General features: G+C 59.6%; 13 protein-coding genes and 1 tRNA gene. 8 read left to right on the plus strand and 6 right to left on the minus strand.

The genetic code is table 11. The annotated features are described in order from the left end of the window. Positions 1 to 206 precede the first annotated feature (206 nt). A complete protein-coding gene (gene grcA, locus GWQ29_RS02245; protein WP_005316999.1) occupies positions 207 to 587 on the plus strand; it encodes an autonomous glycyl radical cofactor GrcA in 381 nt (126 codons plus the stop codon). Positions 588 to 726: 139 nt separating this feature from the next. Here grcA and kdsA read toward each other — a convergent pair whose 3' ends face one another. From kdsA to hemA, 6 genes are all read right to left on the minus strand, one after another. Then, positions 727 to 1,581 (minus strand): 3-deoxy-8-phosphooctulonate synthase, encoded by an 855-nt coding sequence (kdsA, locus tag GWQ29_RS02250; RefSeq protein WP_021140059.1) that lies wholly within the window; start codon positions 1,579 to 1,581, stop codon positions 727 to 729. A 155-nt stretch (positions 1,582 to 1,736) separates the two neighbouring features. Next, entirely contained in the window at positions 1,737 to 2,537 is an 801-nt protein-coding gene (locus tag GWQ29_RS02255; RefSeq protein WP_021140058.1) for a tetratricopeptide repeat protein, read from the minus strand. Positions 2,538 to 2,548: 11 nt separating this feature from the next. Continuing rightward, on the minus strand, positions 2,549 to 2,932 hold the full coding sequence (locus tag GWQ29_RS02260; RefSeq protein ID WP_021140057.1) for a SirB2 family protein: 384 nt from the start codon (positions 2,930 to 2,932) through the stop codon (positions 2,549 to 2,551). A 44-nt stretch (positions 2,933 to 2,976) separates the two neighbouring features. Continuing rightward, a complete protein-coding gene (prmC, locus tag GWQ29_RS02265) occupies positions 2,977 to 3,846 on the minus strand; it encodes a peptide chain release factor N(5)-glutamine methyltransferase (RefSeq protein ID WP_275918752.1) in 870 nt (289 codons plus the stop codon). A 49-nt stretch (positions 3,847 to 3,895) separates the two neighbouring features. Continuing rightward, positions 3,896 to 4,984 (minus strand): peptide chain release factor 1, encoded by a 1,089-nt coding sequence (prfA, locus tag GWQ29_RS02270; protein ID WP_005317010.1) that lies wholly within the window; start codon positions 4,982 to 4,984, stop codon positions 3,896 to 3,898. 53 nt (positions 4,985 to 5,037) lie between these two features. Beyond that, complete coding sequence (hemA, locus tag GWQ29_RS02275; protein ID WP_005317012.1) at positions 5,038 to 6,294, minus strand: glutamyl-tRNA reductase; 1,257 nt, start codon at positions 6,292 to 6,294, stop codon at positions 5,038 to 5,040. A gap of 120 nt (positions 6,295 to 6,414) precedes the next feature. Between hemA and lolB the strand changes: the two genes are divergently transcribed. The 7 genes from lolB to ychF all read left to right on the plus strand — a co-directional run bounded on the left by lolB (position 6,415) and on the right by ychF (position 13,353). After that, positions 6,415 to 6,999, plus strand: a complete 585-nt coding sequence (gene lolB, locus GWQ29_RS02280; protein ID WP_058393840.1) for a lipoprotein insertase outer membrane protein LolB — start codon at positions 6,415 to 6,417, stop codon at positions 6,997 to 6,999. 26 nt (positions 7,000 to 7,025) lie between these two features. Next, complete coding sequence (gene ispE / locus GWQ29_RS02285) at positions 7,026 to 7,895, plus strand: 4-(cytidine 5'-diphospho)-2-C-methyl-D-erythritol kinase (RefSeq protein ID WP_265422680.1); 870 nt, start codon at positions 7,026 to 7,028, stop codon at positions 7,893 to 7,895. After that, a tRNA-Gln gene (locus tag GWQ29_RS02290) sits at positions 7,875 to 7,949 on the plus strand. Before ispE ends, GWQ29_RS02290 begins: the two co-directional genes overlap by 21 nt. A 310-nt stretch (positions 7,950 to 8,259) precedes the next feature. Continuing rightward, positions 8,260 to 9,207 carry a ribose-phosphate pyrophosphokinase gene (locus GWQ29_RS02295; protein WP_005317019.1) on the plus strand — a complete coding sequence of 316 codons (948 nt, stop codon included), beginning with the start codon at positions 8,260 to 8,262 and terminating at the stop codon, positions 9,205 to 9,207. Positions 9,208 to 9,308: 101 nt separating this feature from the next. Next, entirely contained in the window at positions 9,309 to 11,297 is a 1,989-nt protein-coding gene (locus GWQ29_RS02300) for a bifunctional metallophosphatase/5'-nucleotidase (protein WP_275918668.1), read from the plus strand. 196 nt (positions 11,298 to 11,493) lie between these two features. Further along, positions 11,494 to 12,090 carry an aminoacyl-tRNA hydrolase gene (gene pth, locus GWQ29_RS02305; protein ID WP_021140052.1) on the plus strand — a complete coding sequence of 199 codons (597 nt, stop codon included), beginning with the start codon at positions 11,494 to 11,496 and terminating at the stop codon, positions 12,088 to 12,090. A 171-nt stretch (positions 12,091 to 12,261) separates the two neighbouring features. Beyond that, on the plus strand, positions 12,262 to 13,353 hold the full coding sequence (gene ychF, locus GWQ29_RS02310; protein WP_017412588.1) for a redox-regulated ATPase YchF: 1,092 nt from the start codon (positions 12,262 to 12,264) through the stop codon (positions 13,351 to 13,353). The last annotated feature ends 165 nt before the right edge of the window (positions 13,354 to 13,518 follow it).

Consider the following 13,518-nt stretch of genomic DNA (forward strand, 5'->3'; position numbering starts at 1 on the left):
TTAATCTCAATGAATTAATCCCTTCACTCCTGCGCAAAACGCATATTTCTTGATTTAGATCAATTTTCGTAATATTACCATCGTGGTATATATGACCCAACGAAGTAAAGGTGTAAGGCAAGGGCCCTTTAAGTCATCCCGGTGGTTTAAATACATCAGGGTAATTTCCTTACAGTTGAATCCGCTTTCCTATGAGGAGTCATACCATGATCAAGGGCATCCAAATCACCCAGTCTGCCAACACAGCTTTGCTGAACTCTTTCTGGCTGCTGGACGAAGAGAAGCAACAAGCGCGTTGCATCTGCGCCAAGGGCGACACCTTCGCCGCCGATCAGGAAGTCAAACTCTCTGATCTGGGTCAGTTCGAATACCGTGAACTGCCGGTTCAAGCTGAACCTGCCGTAGAAGGTGGCCAGCACCTGAACGTCAACGTACTGCGCCGTGAAACCCTGGAAGACGCCATCGCCAATCCGGAAAAATATCCGCAGCTGACCATTCGTGTTTCCGGCTATGCCGTGCGCTTCAATGCACTGACCCCGGAACAGCAGCGTGATGTTGTGACCCGCACCTTTACCCAGAGCCTGTAATTCCCTCTGCGTGAATCTGCACACTGACAAACGGCCCACGCGGGCCGTTTTTGTTGGTACGCCATCACCTGTTGCCAGTAACAAAAAGGCCTCGCATCGCGAGGCCTTTTCCATATTGTCTGACTGGCGGGTGCAGCTATCAGGCGGAAGTATCGAGCGGCTCGAAGCCCTTGATAAGATCGTCGATCGCTTTCATCTGCTTGAGGAAGCCTTCCAGCTTGTCCAGCGGCAGGGCACTCGGACCATCACAACGGGCCACTTTCGGGTCCGGATGGGATTCGATAAACAGACCCGCCAGACCAACCGCCATGCCGGCACGGGCCAGCTCGGTCACCTGATCCCGACGACCACCCGAAGCGGCCCCCAGCGGATCACGGCACTGCAATGAGTGGGTCACGTCGAAGATCACCGGATAGCCACCCGTGCTCTTCTTCATCACGCCCAGACCCAGCATGTCCACCACCAGGTTGTCATAGCCAAAGTTGGCACCGCGCTCGCACAGGATCAGACGGTCGTTGCCGCACTCCTCGAACTTGTCGGTGATGTTCTTCATCTGGCTCGGGCTCAGGAACTGCGGCTTCTTGATGTTGATGACGTTGCCGGTGCGGGCCATGGCCTCCACCAGATCGGTCTGGCGCGCCAGGAAGGCGGGTAGCTGAATGACATCCACGACCTCGGCAACCGGCTTGGCCTGATGCACTTCATGCAGATCGGAAATCACCGGCATGCCGAAGGTCGCCTTGAGCTCCTGGAAGATCTTCATCCCCTCTTCCAGGCCAGGACCCCGGTAGGAGTGGATGGAGGAGCGGTTGGCCTTGTCCCAGCTCGCCTTGAACACAAAGGGGATGCCAAGCTTGCTGGTCACTTCCACGTACTTCTCGCACACCGCCATCGCCATGTCGCGGGATTCCAGCACGTTCATGCCACCGAACAGCACGAACGGTTTGTCGTTGGCTACATCGATGTCATTGATCTTGATATTCTTCTGTTCCATCTCAGGCATCCTTAAAGTGAAGAGGCTGGGGGCTTGCATCCAAGTCGGTCCGTTGCGCCCTGGGCACAGCGGCCTTGATATTCTTCTGTTTCAGTTCCCAGGCATCCTTAAAGTGAAGAGGCTGGGGGGCATAATATTTCAGTTCCCGGGCATCCTTAATGAAGGGGCTTGGGGCTAAGATCAAGCGCGGCCAGTTGTACCTTGAGCACATCGGCCACCGGATCGTCCGGGCATTGTTCAATAAAGTATTCAAAATCGTCGGCGGCGAAACGCGGGCAGTCGAGCTGTTCATAGATGAATCCCCGATCCCGCGTTTCAAGGGGATCGCCCGGCTTCATACGCAGCAGCAGCTCACTACAACGCAGGGCTTCGGTCATACGATCTTCCCGCAGCAGAGCACCTTTGCTGACGTTGAGCAGCCGTTCGATGATCTCCCACTGGCCCGAGGGTTGCAGGTGTTCAGGGGTCAGGGTGGCCAGATTGCCAAGGGCACCGCGCAGCAACAACTCCATGTGGTGCAGGCTCAACTCGTCACCGGTGAAGGGGTCCACATAAACCTCGCCTTCGCTGCCGGCAAAGCTCACCAGGAAGTGACCGGGGAAGCAGATCCCCTCCACATCCAGCCCGAGCTTGCGGCCCAGCTGTATGATGAGAATGCCGAGGCTAACCGGTATGCCCCGCTTGGTGGCAAGGACCTGGGCGAGATCGGAATTGGCGGCAGAAAAATAATCTTGCCAGTCACCGTGAAAACCCAGGGTCTGGTAGAACCCCTGCAACAGCTGGCGGCGTACCTCGTCACAACTGCCTTCGGCAATCGCTTCGTCCAGCCAGGCATCGAGACGGGCCAGCTCGGCCTCACCGCGGCCACTGATGCCATGGATCTCGTCACTTACCGACAGCGCCAGCTCGGCGATGTCGTGGGCCTCGAAATCGGTCCATTCGTCTACACGTATCATCGTCATCATCCTTAACCGAACAGACTGGCCTGCTTGTATACGGCCAGTTTGGCGATAAAGAAGACCCAACCGATGGCGCCGAGGAAGGCAAACCAGCGGATACCGTTATTGCGAGCCAGTCGCAGTGCCATCATGGCCAAAAACGCCACCACCAGGATGGCGGTCAGCTTCTCACTGAGCCAGGGGGTGCCGTTGTTGAGTGGATTGAGATCCAGCACCATGCACAGCAGCACGCCGGAGAGCACCACCAGCCCGTTCAGCCAGCCGCTCACCTTCATGATTTGGCCGCTGTAGGCACGGCCGGAACCGGTCTGCACCCAGTAAAAACGCAGCATAAACATCAGCACGGCCGAGGCGATCAGCACCAGATGCAGATGTTTGAGAGCAAAATACATAACGTGTCCTTGAACAAAGGCAGGCTCAGGCCCGCCATTCACCATCAATGAGCCAGGCATCCCAGCGTTACCCGCTCGTTATCCCCGTAATCGCGCACGGTTTCCACCCGGCTGAACCCCTGTTGCAGCAGGAGTTGACGCACCGCCTTGCCCTGCTGCCAGCCATGCTCCAGCAAGAGCCAGCCACCAGGACACAGATGAGCAGGCGCACCGGCGACGATGAGGCGGATATCCGCCAGCCCCTGCTCGTCGGCGACCAGGGCTGAACGAGGTTCGAACCTCACGTCCCCTTCATTCAGATGAGGGTCGGCACCGTCTATGTAAGGCGGATTGGAAACAATCATCGCAAAGCGTGGGGCCTGACTCAGGAGCGGATCGCAAAGCGGCTCAAACCAGCTGCCATCGCGCACCGTGATGGGCAAACCCAGCGCGGCGCTGTTGTCGCGCGCCAGTGCGGCCGCCTCCGGCATCCGATCCACCGCCCATACATCGGCATCGGGTCGCTCTGACTTGAGCGCCAATGCGATAGCCCCCGTGCCAGTGCCCAGATCCAGCAGGGCGCAGGGCGCCTGATCCTGCGAGGCTGGCCTGGGGGGGAGCCGTGCCAGCGCCTGTTCGACCAGCACCTCGGTATCGGGACGCGGGATCAGGGTAGCCGGGCTCACCTTGAGCGGCAGCGACCAGAACTCCCGTTCCCCTACCAGATGGGCGATGGGCTCGCCAGCCAGCCGACGAGTGAGCCACCCTTGCAGCCTGTCTTGCTGGGCCGCATCCAGCTCGCGATCCGGCCAGGTCATCAGATAACTGCGCCGGCAATCGAGCAGATGGCAGAGCAGCACGTCGGCGTCGGCGCGGGGAGACTCCCCCCCGGCCAGGGTCGCCATTATGTGGGCGCGGGCCTGCTGGATCTGCATCAACGGCGCGCCATCGCCGTGACGGCGATATCTGCACAAACGGGCTGCATCAGCTGTTTTCCGCCAGGGAGGCGAGCTGATCGGCCTGATATTCCTGGATCATGGGGCTGATGATGCAGTCCAGATCCCCCTCCATGATCTCGCCAAGGCGATAGAGGGTGAGGTTGATGCGGTGCTCCGACAGGCGACCCTGCGGATAGTTGTAGGTGCGGATACGCTCGGAGCGATCGCCGGAACCCACCAGGTTGCGACGGGTGCTCTGCTCGGCCGCGCGGTGGCGCTCATCCTCGGCCGCCTGCAGACGGGCAGACAGCACGGACATCGCCTTGGCGCGGTTCTTGTGCTGGGAGCGCTCATCCTGACACTCCACCACCAGGCCGGTCGGCAGGTGGGTGATGCGGATGGCGGAATCCGTCTTGTTGACGTGCTGACCACCGGCCCCGGAGGCCCGGAAGGTATCTATCTTCAGGTCGTTCGCATTGATCTCGATCTGCTCGGCTTCCGGCACTTCCGGCAGCACGGCGACGGTACAGGCGGAGGTGTGCACCCGGCCCTGGGATTCGGTCTCGGGCACTCGCTGCACCCTGTGGCCACCAGATTCAAACTTGAGGCGACCATAGACGTGCTCGCCATCCACCTTGGCGATCACCTCCTTGTAGCCACCGTGCTCGCCGTCGTTGCAGCTGACGATGGAGATACGCCAGCCCTGACGCTCGGCGTAACGGGAATACATGCGAAACAGGTCACCGGCAAAAATGGCCGCCTCGTCACCACCGGCACCGGCACGGATCTCCAGGTAGCAGTTGTTGTCATCCTTGGGATCCCGGGGCAGCAGCATCACCTGCAGCGCCTGCTCCTGCTCCTCCAGCGTGCTCTTGGCCAGCGGCAACTCCTCCTGCGCCATCTCGCGCAGGTCGGCGTCATCCTCTTCCAGCATCAGCTTGGTGGCTTCCAGATTCTCTTCGGCCTGGCGGAAGCGCTGGAAGGCATGAACGATATCTTCCAGCTGGGCATATTCCCGGGTCAGGGCGCGGTAGCGATCCTGATCCGAGGCTACCCCGGGCTCGCCGAGCATGGCCTGTACTTCTTCGTGGCGCTCGATGAGGCCTTCCAGCTTTCTGATCAGTGACGGATTCATAAATCTTGTTTTCTCGATGGAGGAAGGGGCCGCCAGCTGGCCACCCCGAACAATTACTCTTGTGGCAATCCCAGCACCTGACGCAGGCGGGACAACTGATGGTGATCCCCCTGGGCCGCCGCCTGGCGCAAGGCCTGGGTCGGTGCGTGGATCAACTTGTTGGTGAGGCGGTGTGCCATGGCCTTGAGGGCCTGTTCGGCATTCTCGCCCTGTTGCAGGGACAGCAAGGCACGCTGCAACTCCTCATCGGCCACCTGCTGGGCCTGATGACGATAATCGCGGATGAGATCCACCGAATGCTGGCTGCGATACCAGCCCATGAACTCATCGCGCTCTTCCAGCACGATAATCTCCGCCTCGGCGGCGGCCCTTTTACGGGTCTCCAGGTTCTGCTCTATGATGCCCTGCAGGTCATCAACCGTGTAGAGATAGGCATCTGAGAGCTCGTCCACCTCGGCCTCGATATCCCGCGGCACTGCGATATCCACCAGAAACATGGGCTTGAAACGGCGGGCCTTGAGGGCGCGCTCCACCATGCCCTTGCCGATGATGGGCAAGGGGCTGGCGGTGGAGCTGATGACAATGTCAGCCTCGTGCAGGTAATCCGGGATCTCTTCGAGCGTCATCACTTGGGCACCGAACTCTTCGGCCAGCAATTGAGCACGCTGCAGGGTGCGGTTCGCCACCATCATGCGGGTGACGTTCTGCTCGCGCAGATGGCGGGCCACCAGCTCTATGGTCTCGCCGGCACCGACTAGCAGCACTTTGGTCTGGGAGAGATCGGAGAAGATGCGTCGCCCCAGACTGACGGCAGCAAAGGCCACCGAGACGGCGCTGGCGCCAATCTCGGTATCGGTGCGCACGCGCTTGGCCACGGAGAAGGACTTCTGGAACAGGCGCTCCAGCGAGCCTTTCACCGCTTCGGACTGCTGGGCATGGGCATAGGATTGCTTGATCTGCCCCAGGATCTGCGGCTCACCCAGCACCAGAGAGTCAAGGCCGCAGGCTACCCGCATCAGATGACGCACCGCCTCTTCGTCCTGATGCTGGTAAATGGCGGATACCACTTCGGCCGCATCCAGGCCATGGAAACGTTGCAGCCAGTGCAGCACCTGCTCTCCCTGCCCCTTTTCCAGGCTGCAGTAAAGCTCGGTGCGGTTGCAGGTCGAGACGATCACCGCCTCGCTTACGCCGGGTTGGGTGACCAGCTCACGCAAGGCGCGATCGATGCAGTCCGGGCCGAACGCGACCCGCTCCCGCAAGGCGACACTGGCGGTGTTGTGGTTGATTCCGAGGGCAAGCAAACTCATGAGTGGGCGACGATCATTTCATACACTGGGTGCAAAGGCTGCCAATTGTACGAGAAAGGGTAAGTCTTTAAAAGCAATACGGCCGCCCCGTATACTGTGGCAAATCCCCTCATCTGGAGCATGACCTTGTTCTTGCGTATTTTCACCTTTGGCTGCCTGCTGTTGCTGGCCGGCTGTACCACCACCCAGCCCCAGCGGGATCAGGTCAACTGGCAGAAAGAGCGGACTCGTCTCGAGCAGCTCAGCCACTGGCAGCTGTCTGGCAAGATGGCCATCATCACAGCCCAGCAGAAGGGCAGCGCCCGGGTCAACTGGCAGCAAAATGGCGACGACTATCGCCTCAACCTAACCAGCCTGATCGGTACCCACATTCTGGAGCTCTCCCGCAGCAAGGGCGAGATCACCCTGATCGACAACGAGGGCAACCCGCACCAAAGCCAGGATGCAGAGGCGCTCATCTATCAGCTCACTGGCTGGAACATTCCGGTGCAGGGGCTGCCGGAGTGGATCAAGGGACTGCCGGGCAAGGCCGAATTCGAGCTCAATCCCGACAGCAGCCTGGCCAGTGTGCGTGACGGCCAGTGGCAGATTGTCTATGGCGACTACCGGGATCAGGACGGCTATCGCCTGCCCCACCTGCTGACCATGACGGGCCAGGGCAGTCGCCTCAAGTTGCAGATCAACCAATGGACGCTTGCACGCTGATGGCTGCGACTGACAAGGAGCCAAGAATGGCCACCATTCGCTGGCCGGCACCGGCCAAACTCAACCTCTTCCTGCATGTCAATGGCCGTCGTCCGGACGGCTATCACGAGCTGCAGACCCTGTTTATTTTCCTCAATCACGGCGACTGGCTCGAATTCGAGCCGCTGCCGGACACGGACCAGCTCACCTTGAGCCCGGCCATTCCCGGCGTGCCCGATGAGCAGAACCTCATCATCCGCGCCGCCCGCCTGCTGCAGGCGCGGTTGCCCAGCCCGCAGGGGGCCCATATCCGGCTGGAGAAGCTGCTGCCCATGGGCGGTGGTATCGGCGGTGGATCCTCGGATGCAGCCACCACGCTCGTGGCGCTCAATCACCTCTGGCAGGCAGGCTTGGGCGAAGATGAACTGGCAGAACTTGGCGTTCAGCTGGGGGCCGATGTGCCGGTGTTTGTGCGCGGACGAGCCGCCTTTGCAGAAGGGGTGGGCGAGCGACTGCAACCGGTCGAATTGCCAAGCGCCTGGTATCTGGTGCTCAAGCCCGATTGCCACGTGGCAACGGCCGCCGTGTTCCAGGATCCGGACCTGCCCAGAGCGACCCCGAAAATGGCATTTCACAACTTGCTGGAGGGGGAGTGGAAAAACGATTGCGAATTGCTGGTGAAAAAGCGCTACCCCGAGGTTGCCAATGCGCTCGGCTGGTTGCTAGAATACGCGCCGTCAAGAATGACGGGCACAGGAGCCTGCGTCTTTGCTCAATTTGAAGACGAAAAGGCTGCTCGGGAAGTGTTGGCAAAGGTGCCGAAAAGATGGGATGGGTTTGTCGCCAAGGGCGAGAACATATCACCACTATTCGTGACATTGCAACAAATCAGTGATTGGGGTATCGCCAAGCGGTAAGGCAGCGGGTTTTGATCTCGCCATTCCTAGGTTCGAATCCTAGTACCCCAGCCATTCTCTTGGTGATTGATACGGGTGCATCGGTTGACTGGCCGCAGCGAAACTTGAAAGAGCACAATCTCGTCAAGCTGGTCTGTCGCCAACAGGGTGCCCCGGGTTAATCGCGAAGAGGTCATCGGCCTCGTTGATGACGGGCTGTCCAAACGCGACAGCCATCCGATTTGAAACATGTAACGATATGCACCTAGCCTGAAAGCGGCCTATAGTGGCCTGACCCGTCAACTTGATAAATCGTTTGCCCCAAAACGATACGGGTCTGAATCAGACTCCCCACATACTGGATGCAACCCCGAGGTTTCAAACCGTGCCTGACATGAAGCTGTTTGCTGGTAACGCAACGCCGGAACTAGCCCAGAAGATCGCAGATCGCCTGTTTATCAAACTCGGCAATGCTGCCGTAGGTCGCTTTAGCGACGGCGAGATCAGCGTACAGATCAATGAGAATGTACGTGGTGGCGATATCTTCATCATTCAATCCACCTGTGCCCCGACCAACGACAATTTGATGGAATTGATCGTCATGGTGGATGCTCTGCGTCGTGCTTCAGCTGGCCGTATCACTGCCGTTATCCCCTACTTTGGTTATGCCCGTCAGGACCGCCGCGTCCGCTCCGCCCGTGTTCCCATCACTGCCAAGGTTGTCGCCGACTTCCTCTCCAGCGTGGGTGTGGACCGTGTGCTGACCGTTGACCTGCATGCCGAGCAGATCCAGGGCTTCTTCGACGTCCCGGTCGACAACGTGTTCGGCAGCCCTGTGCTGCTGGAAGACATGAAGTCCAAAAACCTCGAATCCCCTGTCGTCGTATCGCCGGACATCGGTGGTGTGGTGCGCGCTCGTGCCATCGCCAAGCTGCTGGACGATACCGACATCGCCATCATCGACAAGCGTCGTCCCCGCCCGAACGTCTCCCAGGTCATGCACCTGATCGGTGACGTCGCCGGCCGCGACTGCATTATCGTCGATGACATGATCGACACCGGCGGCACTCTATGCAAAGCCGCAGAAGCCCTGAAAGAGCGCGGCGCCAAGCGTGTATTCGCCTACGCCACTCACCCGGTCTTCTCCGGTTCTGCCGTGGAAAACATCAAGAACTCCGTGATCGACGAGCTGATCATCACCGACTCCATCCCGCTCACAGCCGAGATGAAGGCGGTGGACAAGGTCAAGCAGCTGACTCTGTCAACCGTGCTGGCCGAAGCCATTCGTCGTATCAGCAACGAAGAGTCCATCTCTGCCATGTTTGAGCATTGATAGACACTGTTGTGACAAAAACCGCCAGCTGGCGGTTTTTGTCTTTCTAGCCCTGTCACACCCGGTATTGCCCTGCCCCACCGCAGGTTAAGGATTGATCCATGAATCGCTTGCGCCCGCTGCTGCTCCTTGCCTGCTGCTGCTTCCTGTTCGCCTGTCAGCCCGGCAAAGAAAACCAGCCCTTCGCACTGACCCTGGCGCACATGAACGACACTCACTCCCAGTTTGACCCGGTCAACGCCGAGCTGAAGGGACCCATCTTTGGCAAGCAGGGGGAAACCGACACCCTCTACACCCGTTTTGGCGGCTATCCGCGCCTGCTCACCATGGTGAAATCCTATCAGGCCGAAGCGCTCGCCAAGAATCAGCCGCTCTTGCTGCTGCACGGCGGCGATGCCTGGCAAGGCAGCGGCTACTTCAAACTCAACGAGGGGATGGCCAACGCCGAGCTGCTGAGCCAGTTCGGTCTCGATGCCATGGCGCTGGGCAACCACGAGTTCGATCTCGACAACCAGAAGCTGGCCCGCTTCATCGAGGGGGTCAACTTCCCTCTGCTGGCCGCCAACCTGGACACCCGTGACGATCCGGCGCTGCGCCACGCGACCAACCTCAAGCCGTTCGTGGTCTATGCCTTCGATGGCAACCAGAAGAGTCCGGTTACCGATCTCAACAAGCTGCCACAGGGCAAGCAACTGGTGGCCGTGATGGGACTGGTGCTGGAGGACATGGCCAATATCTCCCCCAACGTCGGCAAACTGCGTTTTGGCAAGGAGGTTGAATCGGCCCAGAGCACAGTGGACATGCTGCGCAAGAAGGGGATCCATCACGTCATCGCCCTGACCCACATCGGCAATGAGCGAGATCTGGCGCTGGCGTCCAGGGTGAATGGCATCGATGCCATCGTCGGCGGCCACTCCCACAGCCTGCTCGGCGATTTTACCAACATAGGTTGGGGCAAGACCGGCGAATACGCCCAGCTGGTGACCAATCCGGACGGCGTTGGCCTGACCTGCGTGGTGCAGGCTGGCTCCTACGCCCAGGCCATCGGCCTGGCCCGGGTCAGCTTCGACGGCCAGGGCCGGGTCATTGGTTGCAAGGGTCAAAACAAGCTGCTGGCCAGCCGCGACTTCTTCGCCGACCCTGCCCGCCAGCAGGCGCTGGACAAGACGAGTGGCAAACAGGCAAGCAGGTTTGTCGATACCCAACCCAACCTGGTGACAGTGGATGAAGACCCGCGCCTGCGCGGCATCATCGACAGTCACTACAAGCCGGCACTGGAGCAGGCCTTTGGCCCCGTTATCGCCACTGTGCCGGCACCACTGCAAAATGCCCGCCGCCCCGGTGACAATGGCAGCGACAGCCACGGCTCAGACGTCGCCCCCCTGGTGGCTGAAGGCCAATACTACTGGGCCAACACCCAGGCGGTGCAGGCCCTGACCGGTGGCCCGGTTCACTTTGCGTTGCTGGCAGTGGGTGGCGTACGCGCCGACTTGCCCGCAGGAGAACTGCGCGAAGGGGATGCGGCGCTCACCCTGCTGCCATTCAAGAACCAGTTATCCGTGTTGACCCTGAGCGGCGCGGACGTGCGCGCCCTGCTGACCGAGACCATCACGGCCACCCTGCCTGCCAGCGCCCATGCCGGCAAGTTCCCCTACGGCGGTCACCTGCGCTACACCTTCACCGAAACCGAAGCGGGCAAGCGTGGCGACCTGACCCAGCTGCAATGGCAGACGACCGAAGGACAGTGGCAGGACTTGGTCGACAACCAGCGCTATCGAGTGGTGATGAACGCCTACAGCGCCAACGGCAACGATGGTTGGCAGGCGCTGGCCCGCGCCCAGGCCCTGCGGGCCGAGCGACTGGATCTCGCCTGGGTGGATGGCAAACTGACCGGTTTCCCTGTCGAGAAAGTGGAGCAGAACGGCGATCAGTTGAACGCCCGTTATGCCCGAGGTCAAACGCTCGATTGCCAGGCCAGGGCCGTCAATTGCGGTACGGATGCAGCTTCCTTCGTGCAATACGTGCGAGAGCAGCAACCGACACTGACGGCACTGAGTGAACCGACCGTCACGCTACTGCGGGCCGAATAAGGCTCCCCTCGGGTAAGACTGACCAGAACGGGCCTCGAGAAGAGGCCCGTTTTGCGGCCATTCGCGACCCGAACCTGGGTTATTCCCTCACGGTTGCCGAGCTTTGGTTGAGTGATCGCCAGTCGGCGGCTAGAATATCGCGTCCCATTGCCTTGGGCGGTCTGCCCATTGCAAGTAGCGAGTGAAGACATCAAGCGTGACAAACCAAATCAAACTGATCGTCGGTCTGGGCAATCCCGGCCCTGAATACGCCAAGACCCGCCACAACGCGGGCGCCTGGTATGTGGAGCAACTGGCTCGCTGGCACAATGTCAGCCTGCGCGAAGAACCCAAGTTCTTCGGCCACACGGCTCGCATTCAGGTGGAAGGGCAGGATGTGCGTCTGCTCATCCCGAACACCTACATGAATCTCTCCGGCAAGGCAGTGGCCGCACTGGCCCGTTTCTACCAGATAGAGCCGGAAGCCATGCTGGTGGCCCACGATGAACTGGACCTGCCCCCCGGCATCGCCAAGTTCAAGCAGGGCGGCGGCCATGGCGGTCACAACGGTCTGAAAGACATCATTGCCAGGATGGGCAATAACAATAATTTCTTCCGGCTGCGTCTCGGGATTGGCCACCCTGGCGCCAAGGAGCTGGTGGCCGGGTTCGTGCTGACCAAGGCCCCGAGCAGCGAACAGAACCTGATCGACGCCGCACTGGATGAATCCTTGCGCGCCACCGACATACTGTTCAAACAAGACATGACCAAGGCCATGAACCGCTTGCACAGCTTCAAGGCCGAGAAAGTCTGAACAGGGTTTGATGGGTGACGTCAGGGGTGAAGTCTACCTGCGCCATCGACAGACTGTTCAAACACGCTATGACCAAGGCCATGAACCGCTTGCACAGCGTCAAGGCCGGCAAGTATATAAACTGGATGCGCCTGCGTCCCTCACAGCATCTATCAAGTAAGGTAACAATCCATGGGTTTTAAATGCGGTATCGTGGGCCTGCCCAATGTAGGTAAATCCACCCTGTTCAATGCGCTGACCAAGGCCGGCATCGAAGCCGCCAACTTCCCGTTCTGCACCATTGAGCCGAACACGGGTGTGGTTCCCATGCCGGATCCCCGTCTCGACCAGCTGGCGGCCATCATCAATCCCCAGCGCGTCGTGCCGACCACCATGGAATTCGTGGACATCGCAGGTCTGGTTGCCGGTGCCTCCAAGGGCGAAGGTCTGGGTAACCAGTTCCTGGCCAATATCCGTGAAACCGAAGCCATCGGCCACGTGGTACGCTGCTTCGATGACGACAACATAGTTCACGTTGCCGGCAAGGTTTCCCCGGCCGACGATATCGAAGTGATCAACACAGAGTTGGCCCTGTCGGATCTGGACGCCTGCGAGCGTGCCATTCATCGCCAGTCCAAGCGCGCCAAAGGCGGTGACAAGGATGCCAAGCTGGAAGTGGAAACCCTGGAGAAGATCCGGGTCGCACTGGAAAACGGTCAGATGATCCGTGGCATGAAGCTGGACAAGGATGAGCTGGAGGCCGTGAGCCACCTCAATTTCCTGACCCTCAAGCCCACCATGTACATCGCCAACGTGGCAGAAGACGGTTTTGACAACAACCCCTACCTCGACAAGGTGCGTGAAATCGCCGCCGCCGAGAACGCGGTTGTCGTAGTGGTCTGCTGCGCCATCGAATCGGACATCGCCGAGCTGGATGACGAAGACCGCGCCGAATTCATGGCAGATCTTGGCATCGAAGAGCCGGGCCTGAACCGGGTGATCCGCTCCGGTTACGAGCTGCTCAAGCTGCAGACCTACTTCACCGCCGGGGTGAAAGAAGTGCGTGCCTGGACCATACCGGTTGGCGCCACTGCCCCGCAAGCCGCTGGCAAGATCCACACCGACTTTGAAAAAGGCTTTATTCGCGCTCAAACCATCGCCTTCGAAGACTTTATCACCTACAAGGGTGAACAAGGCGCCAAGGAAGCGGGCAAGATGCGCGCCGAAGGGAAAGACTACATCGTCAAAGATGGCGACGTACTGAACTTCCTGTTCAACGTCTAATCCCATGAGAGGCCAGCATTTGCTGGCCTCTTTTCTATCTGTACTTGTCGGGCATCTTCCGGCAAATGTCGTAAAAAAAACCAGATTGTTGGGCTTTTGCACGACAGCGACCAATAACTCGCCAAACGCACCCAAATTCGGTTTTTCTGACAAAAAAAGGGTTGA

Source organism: Aeromonas sp. 2HA2, from assembly GCF_029237345.1.
GTDB lineage: Bacteria > Pseudomonadota > Gammaproteobacteria > Enterobacterales > Aeromonadaceae > Aeromonas > Aeromonas salmonicida.